Annotated in this window: 20 protein-coding genes; 12 read left to right on the top strand and 8 right to left on the bottom strand. The window is 71.9% G+C overall.

Annotated features, from left to right (window positions below; genetic code table 11):
* Positions 1-59: 59 nt before the first annotated feature.
* Positions 60-497 (top strand): VOC family protein, encoded by a 438-nt coding sequence (locus tag ACLE50_RS04650; RefSeq protein ID WP_410942078.1) that lies wholly within the window; start codon positions 60-62, stop codon positions 495-497.
* A 179-nt stretch (positions 498-676) separates the two neighbouring features.
* Here ACLE50_RS04650 and ACLE50_RS04645 read toward each other — a convergent pair whose 3' ends face one another.
* From ACLE50_RS04645 to ACLE50_RS04620, 6 genes are all read right to left on the bottom strand, one after another.
* A complete protein-coding gene (locus tag ACLE50_RS04645; RefSeq protein WP_410942077.1) occupies positions 677-1,558 on the bottom strand; it encodes a phosphoribulokinase in 882 nt (293 codons plus the stop codon).
* 73 nt (positions 1,559-1,631) lie between these two features.
* Positions 1,632-2,708 carry a class 1 fructose-bisphosphatase gene (locus tag ACLE50_RS04640; RefSeq protein ID WP_410942076.1) on the bottom strand — a complete coding sequence of 359 codons (1,077 nt, stop codon included), beginning with the start codon at positions 2,706-2,708 and terminating at the stop codon, positions 1,632-1,634.
* A 173-nt stretch (positions 2,709-2,881) separates the two neighbouring features.
* Complete coding sequence (locus ACLE50_RS04635) at positions 2,882-3,769, bottom strand: LysR family transcriptional regulator (RefSeq protein WP_410942075.1); 888 nt, start codon at positions 3,767-3,769, stop codon at positions 2,882-2,884.
* 42 nt (positions 3,770-3,811) lie between these two features.
* Positions 3,812-4,792: a CbbX protein gene (cbbX, locus tag ACLE50_RS04630; protein ID WP_410942074.1), complete on the bottom strand. Its 981-nt coding sequence runs from the start codon at positions 4,790-4,792 to the stop codon at positions 3,812-3,814.
* A gap of 5 nt (positions 4,793-4,797) precedes the next feature.
* On the bottom strand, positions 4,798-5,223 hold the full coding sequence (locus ACLE50_RS04625; protein ID WP_410942073.1) for a ribulose bisphosphate carboxylase small subunit: 426 nt from the start codon (positions 5,221-5,223) through the stop codon (positions 4,798-4,800).
* Positions 5,224-5,233: 10 nt separating this feature from the next.
* Positions 5,234-6,664 carry a form I ribulose bisphosphate carboxylase large subunit gene (locus ACLE50_RS04620; RefSeq protein ID WP_410942072.1) on the bottom strand — a complete coding sequence of 477 codons (1,431 nt, stop codon included), beginning with the start codon at positions 6,662-6,664 and terminating at the stop codon, positions 5,234-5,236.
* 172 nt (positions 6,665-6,836) lie between these two features.
* On the opposite strand from ACLE50_RS04620, the gene ACLE50_RS04615 reads away from it, so the two are divergent.
* Positions 6,837-7,832 carry a class I fructose-bisphosphate aldolase gene (locus tag ACLE50_RS04615; protein WP_410942071.1) on the top strand — a complete coding sequence of 332 codons (996 nt, stop codon included), beginning with the start codon at positions 6,837-6,839 and terminating at the stop codon, positions 7,830-7,832.
* A gap of 85 nt (positions 7,833-7,917) precedes the next feature.
* On the opposite strand, the gene ACLE50_RS04610 is transcribed toward ACLE50_RS04615, so the two are convergent.
* Positions 7,918-8,586 carry a response regulator gene (locus ACLE50_RS04610; protein ID WP_410942070.1) on the bottom strand — a complete coding sequence of 223 codons (669 nt, stop codon included), beginning with the start codon at positions 8,584-8,586 and terminating at the stop codon, positions 7,918-7,920.
* Positions 8,587-8,747: 161 nt separating this feature from the next.
* Between ACLE50_RS04610 and rpe the strand changes: the two genes are divergently transcribed.
* The 9 genes from rpe (at position 8,748) to ACLE50_RS04565 (ending at position 19,670) form a co-directional block, all read left to right on the top strand.
* Complete coding sequence (gene rpe, locus ACLE50_RS04605; protein WP_410942069.1) at positions 8,748-9,434, top strand: ribulose-phosphate 3-epimerase; 687 nt, start codon at positions 8,748-8,750, stop codon at positions 9,432-9,434.
* Complete coding sequence (tkt, locus tag ACLE50_RS04600) at positions 9,431-11,476, top strand: transketolase (RefSeq protein WP_410942068.1); 2,046 nt, start codon at positions 9,431-9,433, stop codon at positions 11,474-11,476. The genes rpe and tkt overlap by 4 nt, the downstream gene beginning before the upstream one ends.
* Positions 11,477-11,479: 3 nt before the next feature.
* A complete protein-coding gene (locus ACLE50_RS04595; protein ID WP_410942067.1) occupies positions 11,480-12,205 on the top strand; it encodes an HAD-IA family hydrolase in 726 nt (241 codons plus the stop codon).
* Between the two features lie 63 nt (positions 12,206-12,268).
* Positions 12,269-13,282, top strand: a complete 1,014-nt coding sequence (gene gap, locus ACLE50_RS04590; protein WP_410942066.1) for a type I glyceraldehyde-3-phosphate dehydrogenase — start codon at positions 12,269-12,271, stop codon at positions 13,280-13,282.
* Between the two features lie 8 nt (positions 13,283-13,290).
* A complete protein-coding gene (locus ACLE50_RS04585) occupies positions 13,291-14,478 on the top strand; it encodes a phosphoglycerate kinase (RefSeq protein ID WP_410942065.1) in 1,188 nt (395 codons plus the stop codon).
* 116 nt (positions 14,479-14,594) lie between these two features.
* Positions 14,595-15,101: an NAD(P)H-dependent oxidoreductase subunit E gene (locus ACLE50_RS04580; protein WP_410942064.1), complete on the top strand. Its 507-nt coding sequence runs from the start codon at positions 14,595-14,597 to the stop codon at positions 15,099-15,101.
* Positions 15,098-16,603 (top strand): formate dehydrogenase beta subunit, encoded by a 1,506-nt coding sequence (locus tag ACLE50_RS04575; protein ID WP_410942063.1) that lies wholly within the window; start codon positions 15,098-15,100, stop codon positions 16,601-16,603. The genes ACLE50_RS04580 and ACLE50_RS04575 overlap by 4 nt, the downstream gene beginning before the upstream one ends.
* On the top strand, positions 16,600-19,407 hold the full coding sequence (fdhF, locus tag ACLE50_RS04570; protein WP_410942062.1) for a formate dehydrogenase subunit alpha: 2,808 nt from the start codon (positions 16,600-16,602) through the stop codon (positions 19,405-19,407). Before ACLE50_RS04575 ends, fdhF begins: the two co-directional genes overlap by 4 nt.
* 5 nt (positions 19,408-19,412) lie before the next feature.
* The gene (locus tag ACLE50_RS04565; protein ID WP_410942061.1) at positions 19,413-19,670 is read left to right on the top strand and encodes a formate dehydrogenase subunit delta; all 258 of its coding nucleotides are present in this window, start codon (positions 19,413-19,415) and stop codon (positions 19,668-19,670) included.
* A gap of 87 nt (positions 19,671-19,757) precedes the next feature.
* Here ACLE50_RS04565 and ACLE50_RS04560 read toward each other — a convergent pair whose 3' ends face one another.
* A complete protein-coding gene (locus tag ACLE50_RS04560) occupies positions 19,758-20,681 on the bottom strand; it encodes a LysR family transcriptional regulator (protein ID WP_410942060.1) in 924 nt (307 codons plus the stop codon).
* A 216-nt stretch (positions 20,682-20,897) separates the two neighbouring features.
* Here ACLE50_RS04560 and ACLE50_RS04555 point away from each other — a divergent pair, with 216 nt between their 5' ends.
* Positions 20,898-21,995 (top strand): alpha/beta hydrolase, encoded by a 1,098-nt coding sequence (locus ACLE50_RS04555; protein WP_410942059.1) that lies wholly within the window; start codon positions 20,898-20,900, stop codon positions 21,993-21,995.
* The last annotated feature ends 72 nt before the right edge of the window (positions 21,996-22,067 follow it).

Raw genomic sequence — 22,067 nt, 5'->3', positions numbered from 1 at the left:
CGCCTCCCCGGCGGCACGACGGGGGCGTTCGCACGTGCCGGGGCCCTACCGTGAGCGGTATGACCACGACCTGGGCGCTCACGGTCGACTGCGTCTCCCCCGCCGTCGTCGCCGCGTTCTGGCGCGCGGCGCTGGGCTACGTCGACGCCCCGGCCCCCGACGGCTTCGCCTCCTGGGAGGACTGGTTCGCCGCCTGCGGCGTCCCCGCCGACGAGCGGGACGACGGCGCCGCGCTCGTCGACCCGGCCGGCGTCGCCCCCGGGATCGGGTTCCTGCGCGTCCCGGAGCGCAAGCAGGGCAAGAACCGGCTGCACCTGGACCTGAAGGTGAGCGGCGGGCGGTCGGCCCCGGCGGCGCTGCGCGGTGAGCGCATCCGCGCCGAGGTGCTCCGCCTGACGGCGATCGGTGCGAGTGTGGTGGGCGAGCACGCGATCGGCGGGGAGCTCGACCACGTGGTCCTGGCCGACCCCGAGGGCAACGAGTTCTGCGTCGTCTGAGCCCACCGGCGCCGAGGGGTACGTGAGGGCGGTCGCGGCATGATCGAACGACCCTGCCGTACCCCTCGGCAGCAAGACTCCGTCCCGGCGGCACAGCAGAACGCCGGGGCCCGGGCCGCGCCGGCTGCCGGGGCAGGCGGCGACGACCGGAACCCCGGCGTCGTGGGACGGGACGGGCGTCAGCTCCGCCCGTTGCCCCTGCTCTGGTGGATCAGCCGCATGATCATCGGCGTGAAGATCATCTGCATGGCGAGGTCCATCTTCCCGCCGGGACAGCAGATCGTGTTCGGCCGCGACATGAACGAGTCGCGCAGCATCGACAGCAGATAGGGGAAGTCGATGCCGTGCGGGTCCCGGAACCGGATGATCAGCATCGACTCGTCCGCGGTCGGAATGGTCCGCGCGATGAACGGGTTCGACGTGTCCACCATCGGCACCCGCTGGAAGTTCACGTCGGTGTGGGTGAACTGCGAGCACATGTAGTGCACGTAGTCCGGCATCCGCCGCAGGATCGTCTCGGTGACGGCCTCGTTGGTGTAGCCGCGGGCAGTCTTGTCCCGGTGCAGCTTCTGCATCCACTCCAGGTTGATCACCGGCACGACGCCGATCTTGAGGTCGGCGTACTGGGCGACGTCGACCTCGTCGGTCACCACCGCGCCGTGCAGTCCCTCGTAGAACAGCAGGTCCGAGCTCTCCGGGATCGACTCCCATGGCGTGAACGTGCCGGGCTCCTGGTCGTAGGGCTTGGCCTCGGTGTGGTCGTGGAGGTACTTGCGGACCTTGCCGGTGCCGGTCTCGCCGTAGGTCTTGAACGTGTCGGCGAGCTCCTCGAACAGGTTCGCCTCGGGTCCGAAGTGGCTGAACGAGTGGTCGCCGCGCGCGGCGGCGTCGGCCATCTGGACCTTCATCTCGGCGCGGTCGTAGCGGTGGAAGCTGTCGCCCTCGATGTAGGCGGCCTCGATGCCCTCCCGCCGGAAGATCTGCTGGAACGTGCGCATCACCGACGTCGTTCCCGCCCCCGACGAGCCGGTCACCGAGACGATGGGGTGCTTGCGTGACATGGTCGAACCTCCTGCAGGACGTACGGCGGGATCTCGGTGGAGCGGTGGAACCGGTGGAGTGCGGCCGGGTGGCTCAGTAGCCGCCGCCGACGCGGAACAGCCCGCGCTGCTTGAGCAGCGGGGAGTCGTACTCCTGGTCGTTGAACTCGCGGTGGTAGTGCGCGATCCGCTCGACCTCCTCGGCGGAGCCGAAGATGAACGGCACCCGCTGGTGCAGGCCGTCGGGGTCGATCTCGAGGATCCGCTCGTCGCCGGTGATCGCGGCGCCACCGGCCTGCTCGATGATCATCGAGACGGGGTTGGCCTCGTAGAGCAGCCGCAGCCGGCCCGGCTTCGACGGGTCCTTGGTGTCGCGCGGGTACAGGAACACCCCGCCGCGGGTGAGGATCCGGTGCGTCTCGGCCACCAGCGAGGCGATCCAGCGCATGTTGAAGTCGCGCCCGCGCGGGCCGTCCTGGCCGGCCAGGCACTCGTCGACGTAGCGGCGGACGGCGGGCTCCCAGAACCGGCGGTTCGAGGAGTTGATCGCGTACTCGCTGGTCTCCGCCGGCACCGTCATCGACTCGTGGGTCAGGATGAACTCGCCCAGCGCCGGGTCGAGGGTGAAGCCGAAGACGCCGCGGCCCATCGTCAGCACCAGCATCGTCGACGGGCCGTAGAGCGCGTAGCCGGCACAGACCTGCTCGGTGCCGGGCTGCAGGAAGTCCTCCGGCTGCGCCTGCTCACCCGGGGTGGGTGCGCGCAGGATCGAGAAGATGCTGCCGACCGAGACGTTGACGTCGATGTTCGACGAGCCGTCCAGCGGGTCGAAGACCAGCAGGTACTTGCCGCGGCCGTACTCGGCGGGCGGGATGTAGGGGTCCTCGAGCTCCTCGGAGCCGAGCCCGGCGAGCCGCCCTGACCGCTCGGTGGTGCTGATGAACAGGTCGTTCGCGGCGACGTCGAGCTTGTACTGCACCTCGCCCTGGACGTTGGTGTTGTCGATGCGGCCGAGGCCGTCGCGCAGTGCCCCCTGGGCGACCTGGTTCGCCACGGCCTTGCACGCCACCGCCACGTCGAGCACGAGCCAGTTCAGGTCTCCGCCCGCTCCGGGGTGCCGGCGGCGCTCCTCGATCAGGAACTGGGCGAGGGTGGTGTGGTCGGCGAGCATGGGCGTCCCTCCTGGGTATGCGTGGCGCGCGCCGGCGAACGGATGCCCCGGCGGCGCGGCAGCCTGATGTCGACCCTGTCCGCGCGCGGCTGATGCGGCATCCCCCCTGTGTGGGGGCGGCAGGGGGTTTGTGGCCGGAGGCCGGGTGAAACGCGGTGCGGGAGCGGCGCCGGTCAGCGACCGGTGTGCGCCGACCAGCCCAGCTCGGGGACGCCGAGGACGTGCTCGATGAGCAGCCGGGTCGACGCCGTCGGCCGCGGCTGGCTGACCATGTGCCACGGCCGGGACAGCGGCAGACCCTCGACGGGCATCTCGGCGAGCGCACCGGAGCCGAGCTCGCGGTGCACCGCCTGCCGGGACACCAGGGTGACGCCGAGCCCGGCGACCGCCGCGGCGACGACGGCCCCGTTCGAGCCGAGCACCATCTGCGGCGGGGTGATGCCGAGCTGTTCGTGCACGGCGTTGCAGGTGGCCCGCATGCCCGACGCCGGCTCGCGCTGCAGCCAGGTGATCCGGGCCGGGTCGAACCCGTCGCGCAGCACCGGGCTCCCGACGACGACGAGCTCGTTCGGGCTCAGCGCCCGCACCCGCGCGTCGGTCATGTGCTCCGACGGACGGCCGGCGACGACGAGGTCCACCTCGTGCCGGTCCAGCATCGGCCAGACCATCCCGCGCGGGGCGACCTCGAGCCGCAGGACCACGTCGGGGTGCTCGTCACGGAACGACGCCAGCATCTGCGGGACCAGGAACTCCCCGGCGGTGGTGACGGCGCCGATCCGGACCTCGCCGTGCTCGGGGTCGGTCTCCGAGCGGGCGGACAGGACGGCCTCGGCGTGCAGGCCGAGGATCCGGCGGGCGTACTCGGCGTAGCGCTCACCGGCCGGGGTGAGCCGCACCCCGCGCCCGGAGCGGACGACGAGTGCGGCGCCCACCTCGGCCGCGAGTGCGGTCACCGACGACGAGACCGACGACTCGGTGACCACCAGCCGCTCGGCCGCACGCCGCACCGAGCCGGTCTCGGCCAGCTCGACCAGCGCACGCAGCCTGGCGTTGGTGGTCACCTCGTCGTCGGTCCCTGTTCGTGCTGGGGACGCGGGGCCGGCCTAGGCCGACCGCACCGTCCCGCTCTCGGCTCCCTCGTTGAACACCCGGCTGCCCTTCAGGTCCTCGGCCTCGATGGTGGTGAGGGCCTTCAGGTCGACCTTGGTGTCGTGGTCGACGAGCCTACGTGCCTGCCGCAACCGAGCCCGCTCCAGCGCGTTGCGCACGCTGCGCGCGTTGGCGAACCACGGTTGTCCCACGCGGCGCTCGAGGTACTCGTGGAGCACCGTCTGCGCCTCCTCGGAGAAGGTGTAGGACAGCTCCCCGGCCATCATCACCGCGATCTCCTCCAGCTCCGGGACCGAGTAGTCCGGGAACGTGATGTGGTGGGCGATGCGGCTCTGCATACCGGGGTTGGCGGCGAAGAAGGTGTCCATCTTGTCCGCGTAGCCTGCCAGGATCACGACCAGGTCGTCCCGGTTGTTCTCCATGACCTGCAACAGGATCTCGATGGACTCCGCGCCGTAGTCCCGCTCGTTCTCGACCTTGTAGAGGTAGTAGGCCTCGTCGATGAACAGGACCCCGCCCATCGCACGCTTGACCACCTCCTTGGTCTTCGGCGCGGTGTGCCCGACGTACTCCCCGACGAGGTCGTCCCGGGTGACGCTGACCAGGTGCCCCTTGCGCAGGTATCCCAGCCGGTGGAGCAGGTCGGCCATCCGCAGTGCGACGGTCGTCTTGCCCGTACCCGGGTTGCCGGTGAAGCACATGTGCAGGGTCGGACGCCGTGCCTCGATGCCGTACTTCTCGCGCATACGGTCGACCAGCAGCAGGGCGGCGATCTCCTCGATCCGGGTCTTCACCGGTTCGAGGCCGACCAGTTCCTCGTTGAGCTTCTCGAGCACCTCGTCGATACCGGCCTCACGGCGCGCCTCGGCCAGGTCGACCACGGACTCCGCCGGCAGGTACTCGACTTCCTCCTCGGGCTCCGGCTCGGAACTCTGGTTCGGCCGGTACCCGCCGAACGGAGTGCCTTCGGACACGCCGATCAGCCCTCCTGGTAGCGCTGGCCGGCCGGCTTGTCGGTGGCGTAGGCCCGCGTGGTGTAGCGCAGCCGGCGGTCGTCGGACTCCTGGCGCTCGAGGTTGAAGCCGGGCTCCTCGGACGGACGCTGCACGATGAACGACAGCGCGATCGTCTGGCGGCCGAGGCGGGCGTCGTAGGCGTTGAGCCGCACGTAGTGCTGCGGGTACGCCTCACGGCAGGCGTTGACCTCCTGCAGGACGCCGGCGGGGTCCTTGAGGTCGAACATCGGCAGGCCCCACATCTCCCAGTAGACGTTGCGGGGGTGCGGGTCGTCGGTGAACTCGACCGACAGCGGCCACTCGTTGTCGAGGCAGTACTCGATCTGCTTCGAGATCTCCGCGTCGGTGAAATCGGGCAGGTAGGAGAAAGTCCCCTGGGTCACGCGCATGTCAGGCTCCTCAGACGCTGGTCGGGGTCGCGACGACGTCGGCGGTGTCGGTCGACTCGTAGTTGAAGGTGATGTCGCCCCAGGTGGACAGGGCCATGTCGAGGGCGCGGTTCTTCTGCGCGGCCTTCTTGAGGATGTCCTCACCCTCCTTGTAGTAGTCCACGCCCTCGTTGCGAGCCTTGATCATGGCCTCGAGCGCGACGCGGTTCGCCTCGGCGCCCGCGGCGATGCCCATCGGGTGGCCGATCGTGCCGCCGCCGAACTGCAGGACGGTGTCCTCGCCCAGCAGGTGCAGCAGCTGGTGCATCTGGCCGGCGTGGATACCGCCGGAGGCCACCGGGAAGACCGGGGCGAGCGACTGCCAGTCCTGGTCGAAGTACAGGCCCTTGGTCGGGTCGGCGTCGACGTGGTCGTCGCGCAGGATCTCGTAGAAGCCGGCGGTGGTGTTCGGGTCACCCTCCAGCTTGCCGACGACGGTGCCCGCGTGGATGTGGTCGACACCGGCGAGGCGCATCCACTTGGCGAGCACACGGAAGCTGACGCCGTGCGTCTTCTGCCGGGTGAACGTGCCGTGGCCGGCGCGGTGCAGGTGCAGGATGACGCCGTTGGCGCGGGCCCAGTTCGCCATCGACTGGATCGCGGTGTAACCGACCGTCAGGTCGATCATGACAATGACCGAGCCGAGCTCCTTGGCGAAGTTCGCCCGCTCGTACATCTCCTCCATCGTCCCGGCGGTCACGTTCAGGTAGTGACCCTTGAGCTCACCGGTCGCGGCCTGCGCCTTGTTGACCGCCTCCATGACGAACAGGAACCGGTCGCGCCACCGCATGAACGGCTGCGAGTTGATGTTCTCGTCGTCCTTGGTGAAGTCGAGGCCGCCCTTGAGCGCCTCGTAGACCACGCGGCCGTAGTTGCGGGCCGACAGGCCCAGCTTCGGCTTGGTCGTCGCGCCCAGGAGCGGGCGGCCGTACTTGTTGAGGTACTCGCGCTCCATGACGATGCCGTGCGCGGGACCCTGGAAGGTCTTCACGTAGGCGGTCGGGATCCGCATGTCCTCCAGGCGCAGGGCCTTGAGGGGCTTGAACCCGAACACGTTACCGATGATCGAGCTGGTCAGGTTGGCGATCGACCCCTCCTCGAAGAGGTCGATGTCGTACGCGATCCAGGCGATGTACTGGCCCGGCGAGTTCGGCACCGCCTCGACCTTGTAACACTTCGCCTGGTAGTGCTCGTGGGCGGTGAGACGGTCGGTCCAGACGACCGTCCAGGTAGCCGTGCTCGACTCGCCTGCGACCGCGGCCCCTGCCTCCTCCGGCGGCACCCCCTCCTGCGGGGTGATGCGGAAGGTGCAGAGGACGTCGCTGTCCTTCGGCACGTAGTCCGGCTGCCAGTAGCCCATCTCGGCGTAGGGGATGACTCCGGCGTTCCATCGATTCGACATGCCGGTAATGGTGCGCATCACATTGGACGGCGTCCATCGAAACTTCGTCGCGAACACTTGAGTTTTTTCTCAAGTCCCGGCCTCCCCGAACGCCTCCCCGAACAGGGTGAGGACGGCCACTTCCCCCAGCACCTAGGGTCGGCCGGAAGACTCGCGACGGAGGGAGCAGGACATGGGTTCGTGCAGGGACATCGCGGCACGGATGGTGGCCCCCGGCAAGGGCATCCTCGCCGCGGACGAGAGCATCGGGACGATGTCGAGCCGCCTGGAGAAGGCCGGTGTCGAGGCCACCGCGGAGAACCGGCGCCGGTACCGCGTGCTGCTCTCCAGCGCACAGGGCCTCTCCGACGGGGCCTCGGGGATCATCTTCTGCGACGAGACGCTCGGGCAGACCTTCGACGACGGCACCGCCTTCGCCGAGGCCGTGAACAACCTGGGCATCCTGCCCGGCATCAAGGTCGACACCGGCGCCAAGCCGTGTCCGGGTCTGCCGGGCGAGACGGTCACCGAGGGCCTCGACGGCCTGGCCGGCCGGCTCGAGCACTACGCCGAGATCGGCGCCGCGTTCGCCAAGTGGCGCGCGGTGTACGTGATCGACGCCGGGGAGGGGCTGCCCAGCGACGGCGCGATCCGCAGCAACGCCAACGCACTCGCCCGCTACGCGGCGGCCTGCCAGGCGGCCGGGATCGTGCCGATCGTCGAGCCCGAGGTGCTCATGGACGGGTCGCACTCGATCCAGGACTGCGCCGCGGCGACGGCGAAGGTGCACGAGGCGGTCCGCGAGGAGCTGGCGCTGCTGAACGTGGACCTGGCCGGCATCGTCCTCAAGCCCAACATGATCATCGAGGGCAAGGACGCCGCCGACGAGTCCACTCCGGACCAGGTCGCCGAGGCCACCGTCGAGGTGCTGCGGGCCTGGCCCGACGAGCTCGCGGGCGTCGCGTTCCTGTCCGGCGGGCAGTCCCCGGAGCGGGCGACGGCCAACCTCGAGGCCATGCAGCGCCACGACACCCCGTGGCCGCTGACGTTCTCCTTCGGCCGGGCGCTGGTCGACCCGGCCCTGGCCGCCTGGCACGGCGACTCCTCGCTCGTCGAGGCAGGCCAGAAGGCGCTCTCGGACCGGGTGGCCGCCAACGCCGCCGCGGTCCGCACCCGTCAGCCGGCCTGACCCCCGACCCGGCGCCGCCCGGCCGTGACCACCGGGCCGGGTGGCGCCGACCAGGCGGGTCAGCGGCACAGCGGACTCAGCGGGCTCAGCGGAAGATGCCCTCCCGCAGGGCGGTGGCGACCGCGCCGGTGCGGTCCCGGACGTCGAGCTTGCGGTAGATCGAGCGCAGGTGGCTCTTCACCGTCTCGTCGCCGATCAGCAGCCGGGTGGCGATCGCCCGGTTCGACAGCCCGGACACCATGAACGACAGGATCTCGCTCTCCCGCTGGGTGAGCCCCTGGCGCGCACCGGGCCAGTACTCGTCGCGCTGGACGCGGGCGGCGGTGTCGACCGCCCGGGACGCCAGCCCGGCCTCGATCACCACGTCGCCGGCGTGCGCCCGCTCGATCTGCATCACCAGCTCCTCGCCGGTGATCTTCTTCAGCAGGTAGCCCGCCGCACCGGCCCGCAGGGCCTGGAACAGGTACTGCTCGTCGTCGTAGACCGAGAGCAGCACGACCTTGCGCTGCGGGTCGCGCTCGTGCAGCAGCCGGCACAGGTCCAGCCCGCTGGAGCCCTGCATCTGCACGTCGCACAGCACCACGTCGGGCTGCAGGCCCGCCACCACCGACAACGCACTGTCGACGCCGACGGCCACACCCACCACCCGCACCCGGCTGCGGTAGGCGCCGAGCATCGCCTTGAGTCCCTCGATGACCATCTCGTGGTCGTCGACGAGCACCACGCGGATCGGCCCGTGTTCCGGCGTTCCCATGACCGGGAGCCTAGGCGGCCGACGTGTCCGGACGAACCGATCCACCGACCTACGGCGGGTCGGTCCGTCCACTCCCCCACCGGATCCCCGGCGAGGGGGACGAGAACCCCAGCGGGGCCGCCTAGCGTCGGCGGTTCCGGGACGAGCCAGGAGGTACTGCGATGGCGCAGGGAGACGCCCCGATGCTGGTCGCATCGGTCCTGCCGGCGGACTTCTCCGAGCTGGGCCACGCGGTCCAGGAGATCGAGAAGGCCGGTGTCGACCGCATCCAGTGGGACGTGATGGACGGCCGCTTCGTGCCGAACCTGACGTTCGGAGCCGACGTCATCAAGGCGTGCAGGCCGCGGGTGCAGATGGGCTTCGAGGCCCACCTGATGGTCGAGGACCCCGATCCGCTGCTCGACACCTGGGTCGACGCCGGCTGCGAGCTGGTGATCGTGCACGCCGAGACGTGCAAGCACCTGCACCGCACGCTCGGCCGGATCCACGAGCTCGGCGCCCGTGCCGGTGTCGCGCTGAACCCGGCGACGCCGCTGGACGCGGTCACCAACGTCCTCGACCTGACCGACCTGCTGCTGGTGATGACGGTGAACCCCGGCTTCGGCGGGCAGGCCTACATCGCGAGCATGGAGCCCAAGATCGCCGCAGCCCGCGCAGAGATCGACTCCCGCGGGCTCGACATCGAGCTGGAGGTCGACGGCGGCATCGGGCCGAAGACGATCGGCGCCGCCGCGCGCGCCGGGGCCCGGGTGTTCTGCGCAGGCTCCGCGCTGTTCCCGAAGCAGGGCGAGACCATGACCGACCGCGCGGCCGCGCTGCGTGCCGCTGCCACGGAGGCGATCGCATGACGACCGGGACCACCACCCCGGAGGAGACCGGCGTCGGGCCCGGCGACGGCCGCGACCACAGCGACACCGACCAGCTCGCCGTCGACACCCTGCGCTTCCTGTCCGCCGACGCCGTGCAGGCCGCCAACAGCGGCCACCCCGGGCTCCCGCTCGGTGCCGCCCCCACCGCCTGGACGCTGTGGTCGCGGCACCTGCGCCACGATCCGTCGGCCCCGAACTGGCCCGACCGCGACCGCTTCGTGCTCTCCGCGGGCCACGGCTCGGCGCTGCTGTACTCACTGCTGCACCTGACCGGCTACGACCTGCCGGTCGAGGAGCTGCAGAACTTCCGCCGGCTCGGCTCGCGCACCCCCGGGCACCCGGAGTTCGGGCACACCGTCGGGGTCGAGACCACCACCGGGCCGCTCGGGCAGGGCATCGCGAACGCCGTCGGCCTGGCGCTGGCCGAGCGGATGCTGGCCGCGCGGCTCAACACCGACGGCCGCGAGGTCGTCGGGCACCGCACGTGGGCGCTGGCCGGGGACGGCTGCCTGATGGAGGGCATCAGCCACGAGGCCGCCTCGCTGGCCGGGCGCCTCGGGCTCGGCCGCCTGGTCGTGCTGTTCGACGACAACGACATCACCATCGACGGCCACGCCTCCTCGGCCTGCAGCGACGACGTCGAGGCCCGGTTCCGGTCCTACGGCTGGCGCACCCTGCGCGTCGCCGACGGCAACGACCTCGACGAGATCGACGCCGCGCTCACCGAGGCCGCCCGCGACGACGGCCGCCCCACCTTCGTCGCCATCCGCACCACGATCGGCTACGGCGCCCCCGAGTTCGCCGGCACCCCGAAGGCGCACGGCAGCCCGCTGGGACCGGACCAGCTCGCCGAGATGCGCTCGCGGTTCGACTGGCCCGAGACCCCGTTCCACGTGCCCAACGAGGTGCGCGGCACGATCTCGGAGCTGCAGCGGCGCTGGACCGCCGAGCGCAAGGAGTGGGAGCGCACCTACGCCGCGTTCGCCGACGCCGAGCCGCAGCTGGCCGCGGACTTCCCGCTCGATCGCGTCCCGGCCCCGCCGGAGCCGACCGGTCTCGCCGAGCGCGCCGAGCAGGAGAAGCCGATCGCGACCCGCAAGGCCGCCGGTGCCGCGCTGAACGCGCTCGCCGAGGTCTACCCGGCGCTCGTCGGCGGGTCCGCGGACCTCGCAGGCTCGACCAACACCGCCATCCCCGGCGGCGACGTCGGCCCCGGCCACTTCGAGGGCCGCACCATCCACTTCGGCATCCGCGAGCACGGCATGGCCGCCGCGCTGAACGGGCTGGCGCTGCACGGCGGGCTCCGCCCGTTCGGCTCCACGTTCCTGGTGTTCTCCGACTACCTGCGGCCGTCGCTGCGGCTGTCGGCGCTGATGGGGGTGCCGGTCGTCTACGTGTTCACCCACGACTCGGTGCACGTCGGCGAGGACGGCCCCACCCACCAGCCCGTCGAGCACACCGAGTCGCTGCGGCTGATCCCCGGCCTGACCGTGCTCCGCCCGGCCGACGCCGCGGAGTCCGACCTGGCCTGGGATCTCGCCGCGACCAACCTGGACGGTCCGACCGCGCTGGTGCTGAGCCGCCAGGACCTGCCCGGCCTGGGCCGCGAGGGGCTCGACGACGTCCGCGACCACGGGGCACGCACCGCCGCCGAGCCGCTCGACGGCGCCGCCCCGGAGGTCGTGCTGACGGCGAGCGGCTCGGAGGTCGCGGCCGCGCTCGACGCCGCCGCGACACTCGCCGAGCGCGGTGTCGCCGCCCGCGTGGTGTCGGTGCCGTGGCGGGAACGCTTCGCCGCCGCACTCGCCGACGGCTCCTACCCCCGACCCGAGGTCCCGGTCGTGTGGGTCGAGGCCGGGGTCCCGACCGGCTGGCAGGCCCTCGCCGGGCCACGCGACGTCGTCGTCGGGCTGGAGCGGTTCGGCGAGAGCGGCAAGGGCGCCGAGGTCGCGGCCCACCTGGGCCTGACCGGTGACGCCGTCGCCGACGCGGCGCTGCGTGCGCTCGGCCGGGAGGGGTAGCCCGTGGCCCCGGAGCTGAAGGCCGTCGTGTTCGACGTCGACGGGACCCTCGCCGACACCGAGCGCGACGGCCACCGGCCGGCGTTCAACGAGGCCTTCGTCCGGCACGGCCTCGACCTGGAGTGGAGCGTCGAGAAGTACGGGCGCCTGCTCGAGATCACCGGTGGACGGCGGCGGATCGCCGCGGACCTGACCGAGCACGGCCTCGACGCCGAGGAGGCCGACCGGATCGCCGCGGAGGTCCACCGCACCAAGACCGGGCTGTTCGTCGAGCACATCCGGGCGGGCTCGATCGGGCCGCGTCCCGGGCTGCAGGACTTCGTCGACACCCTGGTGGTGGCCGGCATCCGGGTCGCGGTCGCGACGACCGGGCGCCGGTCCTGGGTGGACCCGCTGCTGGAGCAGGTCCTGCCCGGGGTGCCGATCGAGGTCGTCGTGACCGGCGACGACGTCACCGAGCTCAAGCCGGACCCGGAGGCCTACCTGACCGCGCTGGAGCGGCTCGGGGTCCCGGCCGCGGAGGCGACGGCCGTCGAGGACTCCGGCGTCGGCACGCAGGCCGCGGTCGCCGCCGGGCTCGCGACGGTCGTCGTCACCAACGGCTACACCCGCGGCCAGGACTTCACCGGCGCCGCCGCCGTGCTCGACGGCTACACCGGCCCGCCACCACTGGACGCCGCCCGGCTGCGCGCGCTGCACGACGAGTTCGCCGCGCAGCGGAGCCCCTGAGCCGCACCGGACCACACCAGCGGCACCGAGCAGCTGACCACCACCCAACGAGGGGAGCCCGCCGTGACCATTCGCGTCGGAGTGAACGGATTCGGCCGGATCGGCCGGAACTTCTGGCGGGCGGTCGACGCCCGCCGCCGCGCCGGGGACACCGGCATCGAGATCGTGGGCGTCAACGACATCACCGACAACGAGACGCTCGCGCACCTGCTCAAGTACGACTCGATCCTCGGCAGGCTGCCCGGCGAGGTCACCACCTCCGGCGACGAGATCCTCGTCGACGGCAAGGGCTTCAAGGGCCTCGCGGTCAAGGACCCGGCCGAGCTGCCCTGGAAGGACCTCGGCGTCGACGTCGTCGTCGAGTCGACCGGGATCTTCACCAAGCGCGACGCCGCGGCCAAGCACCTCGACGCCGGGGCCAAGAAGGTCGTCATCTCCGCGCCCGCCACCGACGAGGACCTGACCGTGGTCATGGGCGTCAACGACGGCGACTACGACGGCACCCAGACCATCGTGTCCAACGCGTCCTGCACCACGAACTGCCTGGCCCCGATGACGAAGGTCCTCGACGACCTCGCCGGTGTCGAGCGTGGCCTGATGACCACGATCCACGCCTACACCCAGGACCAGAACCTACAGGACGGCCCGCACAAGGACCCGCGCCGCGCCCGCGCCGCCGCGCTGAACATCGTGCCCACCTCCACCGGTGCGGCGAAGGCGATCTCGCTGGTCCTGCCGCATCTGAAGGGCAAGCTCGACGGCTACGCGCTGCGGGTACCGGTACCGACCGGCTCGATCACCGACCTCACCGCCGAGGTGGCCCGCGAGGTCTCCGCGGACGAGGTGAAGGCCGCGATGAAGGCCGCCGCCGAGGGCCCGATGAAGGGGATCCTGAAGTACTCCGAGGACCCGATCGTGTCGTCGGACATCGTGACCGACCCGCACTCGTGCATCTTCGACGCGGCGCTCACGAAGGTCACCGGCAACCAGGTGAAGATCGTCGGCTGGTACGACAACGAGTGGGGCTACTCCTCGCGTCTGGCCGACCTGACCGCGCTCGTCGGCGCGTCGCTCTGAGGCCCGCGATGCGTACCGTGCAGACCCTGGTCGACGAGGGCGTCGCCGGCCGGACCGTGCTCGTGCGGTCCGACCTGAACGTCCCGCTCGACGGCGACAGGATCACCGACGACGGCCGCATCCGCGCGTCCGTCCCGACCATCGCGGCACTGCGCGACGCCGGCGCGCGGGTGGTCGTGACCGCGCACCTCGGGCGGCCGAAGCCCGGACAGGACAACGCGCAGTTCTCGCTCGCCCCGGTCGCCACGCGGCTCGGCGAGCTGCTGGGCACCGACGTCGCGCTGGCCGAGCACGGCGACGCCGCGCAGCAGGCCGTCGCGGGCCTGTCCGACGGCGATGTCGTGCTGCTGGAGAACATCCGATTCGACCCGCGTGAGACCAGCAAGGACGCCGCCGAGCGCGAGGCGTTCGCCGGCGAGCTGGCCGCCCTGGCCGGGGAGGACGGCGCGTTCGTCTCCGACGGGTTCGGGGTCGTGCACCGCAAGCAGGCCTCGGTCTACGACGTCGCCGCGCTGCTGCCGTCCTACGCAGGCGGGCTCGTCTCCGACGAGGTCGGCGTGCTGCAGGACCTGACCGGCTCACCGGCGCGGCCCTACGTCGTCGTGCTCGGCGGGTCGAAGGTGTCGGACAAGCTCGCGGTGATCGAGGCGCTGCTGCCGCGGGTGGACACCCTGCTCGTCGGCGGCGGAATGTGCTTCACCTTCCTCGCCGCCCGCGGCTACTCCGTCGGCGCCTCGCTGCTGGAGTCCGACCAGGTCGAGACCTGCACCCAGCTCCTGGAGTCCGGGAAGATCGTCCTGCCGGTCGACGTGGTCGTGGCCGACGCGTTCTCCGCCGACGCCGCGCGCAAGGTCGTCCCGGCCGACGCGATCCCGGACGGCTGGCTGGGCCTGGACATCGGGCCGGACTCGGTCGAGGAGTTCTCCCGGATCGTCGGGCAGGCCGCGACGGTGTTCTGGAACGGCCCGATGGGCGTGTTCGAGATGGCCCCGTTCGCCGACGGCACACGCGGGGTCGCGCAGGCGATCGTCGACTCCGAGTCGTTCTCGGTCGTCGGCGGCGGGGACTCCGCGGCCGCGGTGCGGCTGCTCGGGCTTCCCGAGGACGGCTTCTCGCACATCTCCACCGGCGGTGGCGCCTCGCTGGAGTACCTGGAGGGCAAGCCGCTGCCCGGGATCGACGTCCTGGGCCAGTGAACCTGCCGGGCCGGTCGGCGACGACCGGCCCGGCACGGCACGCACAACTTCACAGGGGGTCGGCCGCCCCACTCGTTGCACGTCCTTCCCACCACACGAACGGACGGTGATCCGGTATGACATCCGGAGTAGTGACCGACCTCGAGCAGCGGGTGCGGGCGCTGGTCACGGGATTCCGTGACCAGCGCGGCCCGCTGCTCCCGATCCTGCACGCCCTGGTCGAGGAGTACGGCCACGTCGACCCCCGGGTGATCCCGGTACTGGCCGACGAGCTGAACCTCTCCGAGGCCGAGGTGCACGGCACGATCTCGTTCTACCGGGACTTCCGCACGACGCCGCCCGGCCGGACGACGGTGAAGATCTGCCGCGCCGAGGCCTGCCAGGCCGTCGGTGCGAACGACCTCGTCACGCGGGCCGAGCTGGTGCTCGGCGTCGGGCTCGGTGACACCACCGACGACGGCGCGGTGACCCTCGACGAGGTCATGTGCCTGGGCAACTGCGCCCTCGGCCCGTCGGTGCAGGTCGGCCGCACCACGCACGGCCGCTTCGACGTCGGCCGGCTCACCTCGCTGCTGCGCGAGGCCCGAACTCCGGAGACACAGACGCCGGAGGCACAGACATGACGCGCACCGTGTACGTCCCTCGGGACACCGCCGCCCGGTCGGTCGGCGCAGACGCAGTGGCGGAGAAGCTCGCCGGGATCCCCGGCGTCCGGGTGGTCCGCAACGGCTCGCGCGGGATGCTCTGGCTGGAGCCACTCCTCGAGATCGCCACCGAGGACGGCCGTATCGGATTCGGCCCGGTCGGGCCGGACGACGTGCAGGCGATCCTCGACGATCCCGACGGTCACCCGCTGGCTCTCGGGCCCGTGGACGAGCTGCCGTGGATGCGCGCGCAGTCCCGGGTCACGTTCGCCCGGGTCGGTGTCGTGGACCCGCTCTCGGCCGAGGACCACCTGGCGCACGGCGGGCAGCGGGGGCTGCGCCGGGCGCTCGACCTCTCCCCCGCCGACGTCGTCGAGGAGGTGACGACGTCCGGGCTCCGCGGCCGCGGCGGCGCGGGCTTCCCCACGGGCATCAAGTGGAAGACCGTGCACGAGGCCGAGGGCCCGCTGAAGTTCGTGTGCTGCAACGCCGACGAGGGCGACAGCGGCACCTTCGCCGACCGGATGCTGATGGAGGGCGACCCGTTCACCCTCATCGAGGGCATGACGATCGCCGCGCACGCGGTCGGCGCGAGCGAGGGCTACATCTACCTGCGCTCGGAGTACCCGGACGCGGCCGCGATCCTGTCCAGCGCGATCGAGGTCGCCTACGCCCGCGGCTGGCTGGGCGAGTCGGTGCACGGCTCGTCGCTGTCGTTCGACCTCCACCTGCGGATCGGCGCCGGCGCCTACATCTGCGGCGAGGAGACCTCGATGCTGGAGAGCCTCGAGGGCAAGCGCGGGATGGTCCGGGCGAAACCGCCGATCCCCGCGCTGGAGGGACTGTTCGGGAAACCGACGGTCGTCAACAACGTGATCTCGCTGGCCAGCGTGCCCGCCGTCCTCGCCGACGGCGGCGACGCCTACGCCGAGCACGGCATCGGGCGCTCGCGCGGCACCAGCGTGTTCCAGCTCGGCGGCAACATCGCCCGCGGCGGCGTCGTCGAGACCGCGTTCGGGATCCCGCTGCGCGAGCTCGTCGAGGACCTCGGCGGCGGGACGCGCAGCGGCCGGCCGGTGCGCGCCGTGCAGATCGGCGGCCCGCTCGGGGCCTACCTGCCGGCATCGAAGCTGGACGTGGCGACCGGCTACGAGGAGATGGCCGAGTCCGACGCGATGCTCGGGCACGGCGGCATCGTCGTCTTCGACGACACCGTGGACATGGCGCACATGGCGCGGTTCGCGATGGAGTTCTGCGCCGAGGAGTCCTGCGGCAAGTGCACGCCGTGCCGGGTCGGTGCGACCCGCGGCGTCGAGACCATCGACAAGATCATCGCCGGGCGGGACCGCGACAAGAACCTGGTGGTGCTCAACGACCTCTGCAACCTCATGACCAAGGGCTCGCTGTGCGCGATGGGCGGCCTGACCCCGATGCCGGTGCAGAGCGCGCTGGCCCACTTCGAGGAGGACTTCCGGCGATGACACTGATCCAGGAGCCCGACTTCGGCACGCCCGCCCGCCCCGGCGACGCGACCGTCACCCTCACCGTGGACGGCATTCCGGTCACCGTGCCGCCGGAGACCTCGGTGATGCGTGCGGCCCGCGAGGCCGGCATCGACATCCCGTCGCTGTGCGCCACCGACAGCCTGGAGGCCTACGGGTCCTGCAGGCTGTGCGTCGTCGAGATCGACGGCGCGCGGGGCACGCCCGCGTCGTGCACCACGCCGGTGCGCGACGGGATGGAGGTCCACACCCAGACCGAGCAGCTCGGCGAGCTGCGGCGCGGGGTGATGGAGCTCTACATCTCCGACCACCCGCTGGACTGCCTGACCTGCTCGGCCAACGGCGACTGCGAGCTGCAGGACATGGCCGGGGTGACCGGGCTGCGCGAGGTCCGCTACGGCTTCGAGGGCGAGAACCACCTCGACGCGCCCACCGACTCGTCCAACCCGTACTTCGACTTCGACGCCTCCAAGTGCATCGCCTGCGCGCGCTGCGTGCGGGCCTGTGACGAGGTGCAGGGCACGCTCGCGCTGACCCTGGAGGGCCGCGGCTTCGACACGAAGATCGCGGCGAGCGCCGGTGGCTCCTTCCTGGAGTCCGAGTGCGTGTCCTGCGGGGCCTGCGTGCAGGCCTGCCCGACGGCGACGCTGCAGGAGAAGAGCGTCGTCGAGCTCGGCCTGCCGACCCGCTCGGTGATCACCACCTGCGCGTACTGCGGGGTGGGCTGCTCGTTCAAGGCCGAGCTGCGCGGCAGCGAGCTCGTCCGGATGGTGCCGTACAAGGACGGCGGCGCGAACGAGGGCCACAGCTGCGTGAAGGGCCGCTTCGCGTTCGGCTACGCCAGCCACCCGGACCGGGTCATGGCCCCGATGGTCCGCGACTCGATCGCCGACGACTGGCGCGAGGTGAGCTGGGACGAGGCCATCGCGCACACCGCGCGCCGGCTGCTGGAGATCCGCGAGGAGCACGGCCGCGGCTCGATCGGCGCGATCATCTCGTCGCGGACGACGAACGAGGAGGTCTACGTCGTCCAGAAGATGGTGCGGGCGGCGTTCGGCAACAACAACGTCGACACCTGCGCACGCGTCTGCCACTCCCCGACGGGCTACGGGCTGAAGCAGACCTTCGGCGAGTCCGCGGGCACCCAGGACTTCTCCTCGGTCGACGAGGCCGACGTGATCGTGGTGATCGGCGCGAACCCGACCGACGGGCACCCGGTGTTCGGGTCGCGGATGAAGCGGCGGCTGCGCAACGGCGCGAAGCTGATCGTCATCGACCCGCGGCGGATCGACCTGGTCCGGTCGCCGCACATCGAGGCCGCGTACCACCTGCCGCTCAAGCCCGGCACCAACGTCGCGGTGGTCAACGCGATGGCCCACGTCGCGGTCACCGAGGGCCTGATCGACGAGGAGTTCCTGGCCGAGCGCTGCGAGGACGTCGAGGCCTGGAAGGAGTTCATCTCCCTGCAGGAGAACTCCCCCGAGGCCGTCGAGACGATCACCGGGGTGGACGCCGGGGAGCTGCGCGAGGCCACCCGGCTCTACGCGGGCGCCCGCAACGGCGCGATCTACTACGGACTCGGCGTCACCGAGCACAGCCAGGGCTCCACGATGGTGATGGGCCTGGCGAACCTCGCGATGGCGACCGGCAACATCGGTCGCAGGGGCGTCGGGGTCAACCCGCTGCGCGGCCAGAACAACGTGCAGGGCTCCTGCGACATGGGTTCGTTCCCGCACGAGTTCCCCGGCTACCGGCACGTCTCCGACGACGGCGCGCGGGCGGTCTACGAGCAGCTGTGGGCCACCGAGCTGCTCGACGAGCCGGGCCTGCGGATCCCGAACATGTTCGACGCCGCGCTCGACGGGTCGTTCCGGGCGCTGTTCGTGCAGGGCGAGGACATCGCGCAGTCCGACCCGAACACCGGGCACGTGCACGCCGCGCTGGCGGCGATGGAGCTCGTCGTCGTGCAGGACCTGTTCGTCAACGAGACGGCGAAGTTCGCGCACGTGCTGCTGCCCGGCACGTCGTTCCTGGAGAAGGACGGCACGTTCACCAACGCCGAGCGGCGGATCAACCGGGTGCGCCCGGTGTCGCCCGCGCGGACCGGCAAGCAGGAGTGGCAGATCGTCTGCGAGATCGCGCAGGCGATGGGCTACCCCATGCACTACGACGACGCGTCGCAGATCATGGACGAGATCGCGCTGACCACGCCCACGTTCGCCGGGGTCTCCTTCGCCAGGCTCGACGATCTCGGCAGCGTGCAGTGGCCCTGCAACGACGCGGCGCCCGAGGGCACCCCGGTCATGCACACCGAGGAGTTCGTGCGCGGCAAGGGCAAGCTGCAGGTGACGCCGTACGTGCCGACCCGGGAGCGCAGCAGCCGCCGGTTCCCGCTGATCCTCACCACCGGCCGGATCCTGGCGCACTACAACGTCGGCGCGCAGACGCGGCGGACGGCGAACGTGGCCTGGCACCCGGAGGACGTGCTGGAGCTGCACCCGCACGACGCCGAGGTCCGCGGCGTCACCGACGGCGACATGGTCACCCTCGCCAGCCGCGTCGGGCACACGACGCTGAAGGCGAAGGTGTCGGAGCGGATGCCGGTCGGGGTCTGCTACACGACGTTCCACCACCCGGTGACGGGCGCGAACGTGGTGACCACCGACCAGTCGGACTGGGCGACGAACTGCCCGGAGTACAAGGTCACGGCGGTGCAGGTCTCGCCGGTGCCCACCTCGGTGGCGCAGCGCGAGGCCGAGGACCACGTCGTGCTGGACGGGTGAGGCCGATGTCCGAGGACACCGGGATCGACACCCGGCCCGACGAGCACACCGGGCACACCGAGCCCGCCTGCGTGCGGATGGTGAACGACATCGCGCTGCACTTCCGGCACCGCCCGGAGGACGACGCGGCCGAGGCGATCGCCGGGCACCTGCAGAAGTACTGGGACCCGCGCATGAAGGCGGCCCTGCGGGCGCACGCCGACGACGGCGGGGAGGGTCTGGACCGGCTCGCCCTGCTGGCGGCCGAGCGGCTGCCGCAGTAGGTCCGCACCACACCGGGAACACCCGCACCGGCCCCGTCCGTGGCACACGACGTGTGCTGCGGGCGGGGCCGGTGTCGTGTGAGCCGGTCAGCTCACCGGCTCGTCGGCCAGCTCGCCGGTCACCTCGGAGTCCTCGATCGCGGTGAGGAACGCCTTCGCCACGTGCGAGGCGGGCCCGGCCTCCCCCAGCACCAGCCCGACGGGTGGCCGCGGGCCCGGGTCGGCCAGCGGCACCGCCCGCATCCCCTTCGGCAGCCCGAACCCGCGCAGCCAGGTGTGCGCGATGACCGCCGACCAGTCCCCGCTGGCCAGGTGCGCGTAGAGCGCGGCGACGGTGTCGGACTCGACGCCGACCCGGGCGTCCACCCCGGCCTCGTGCAGTATCCCGTCGATGATCTCGCGGTTGCGCATGCCGCGGGTCAGCGCGCACAGCCGCAGCCCGTCCAGCTCCGACCAGCGCAGCGGCTCGCCGTCGTCGGGCAGGTCCGGGCGGTCCGGAGTGCACAGCAGGTAGTCCTCGCGGTAGAGCCGCAGCGCGTGCCGCCCGACGCCCGGGTCCAGATAGGTCAGTCCGACGTCGAGCTCGAACTCGGCGAGCCGGCGCGCGATCTCGCTCGCGGACAGCACCTCGATCCGGGTCCGTGCCTCCGGGTGCGCCGCGGCCCAGGCCCGGGTCAGCGTCGCCGTCGCGGGGACGGCGGTGGGGATCGCCCCGATCCGGACGGTGGCGGTGAGCCCGCCACGCATCCGGTCCAGGTCGGTGCGCAGCGCGTCGCGCTCGGCGAGGATCCGGTGCGCCCACCCGACGACGCGTTCGCCCTCGTCGGTGAAGCCCTGGAACCGGCGGTCGCGCTGGACGATGGTGACGCCGAGCTGGCGCTCCAGCGCGCGCAGCGCCGCGGACAGCGTCGACTGGCTGGCGTGGCAGGCCTCGGCCGCGCGTCCGAAATGGCGTTCGCGGGCGAGGGCCACCAGGTACTCCAGCTGTCGGAGCTGCACGTCGCCGGCCATGCGCCGAGCCTAGTCCCGCAGCGGCCGTCGGAGGTCGTGGACGACACGGGTCTGCACGTCGAGGCCCGCCCGAGCACCGAGTGCGCCCGCCGGGGCACGCACCGTCGCCGACCTGCACCGATCCGGATACCGCGGTGTGAACCGCCTCAAGACCAGCAGCACTTTTCGACACCCGGTGCCACTATCGGAGGAGAGAACGTTGCGAAAGGAAACAACATGGATCGACGGGTGCGGATGGCCCGGGGAGCGCTGCGTGCCGTGCTCGCCCTGCCGGACCGGATGAAGCGGGTGGTCGCGGGACCACCCGACCGCGTGGACGGCCAGGAGCTCGACCTCGACGTGCAGTTCCTGCGCCGGCTGCTGTCCCCGCGCTCACCCGGCCCGGTCCCCGCGGTGGAGGAGCTGCGCGCGGGCCAGGCGTTCGCCGACCTCGTCATGGCGGGCCCGCCCGAGGCCGGGGTGCGCACCGAGGAGCGTGCGGTCCCCGGCGCCACCGGCGAGCTGCGTGCCCGGCTCTACGTGCCCGACCCGGTCCTGCGCGACGGCGTCGCCGCGGGCGAGACCGGGCTGCTGGTCTACCTGCACGGCGGTGGCTTCGTCGCCGGTGACCTGGACACCCACGACAACCTGTGTGCTGCGCTGGCCGCCGACGCCGGCGTGCGGGTACTGGCGATCGACTACCGGCTCGCGCCGGAGCACCCGTTCCCGGCCGCCGTCGACGACTGCCTGGCCGCGTTCACCCACGTCGCCGAGCACGCGGAGGACTTCGGCGCGTCGCCGGGCCGGATCGCGATCGGCGGGGACTCCGCGGGCGGCAGCCTCGCGCTGACCGTGGCGCGCGAGACCACCCGCCCCGCCGACGGGCACCCGCACGGGCCGGTGTTCGTGCTGGCGTTCTTCCCGTGCACCCACGTCGACGGGCGCACGCGCTCGCGGGAGATCTTCGGCGAGGGCTACTTCCTCACCACCGAGGCCCTGGACACGATGGTCGGCTGGTACGTCCCGGACGCGCTGCGCGAGGACCCGCGGCTCCGGATCGCCGAGGAGGACCTGACCGGGATGCCGCCGGCCTACGTGGCGACGGCCGGGTTCGACCCGCTGCGCGACGAGGGCGAGGAGCTGGTGGAGCGGATGCGCGAGGCCGGGGTGCCCGCGACGCTGCGCCGGCACCCGGAGCTCACCCACGGGTTCGCGACGTCACTGGGTGTCGGGGTGCGGCCGCGGCTGGCCGTCGCCGAGGCGGCCGGGGCGCTGCGCACCGCGCTGGCGCTGCTGTCGGCCGACCGGCCGGTGCCCGTCCCGCCCCGGGCATGAGTCCGGCGCGGCACCGGGCCCAGCGCGGGATGCGCGGGCGCCGGTGACGCGCCGGAGGTCGTGCTCAGGTGT

The sequence above is a fragment of the Pseudonocardia phyllosphaerae genome (genome assembly GCF_046546475.1).
In the GTDB taxonomy this organism is placed as follows: Bacteria; Actinomycetota; Actinomycetes; order Mycobacteriales; family Pseudonocardiaceae; genus Pseudonocardia; species Pseudonocardia phyllosphaerae.
This window is presented reverse-complemented; position numbering and strand designations above follow the sequence as displayed.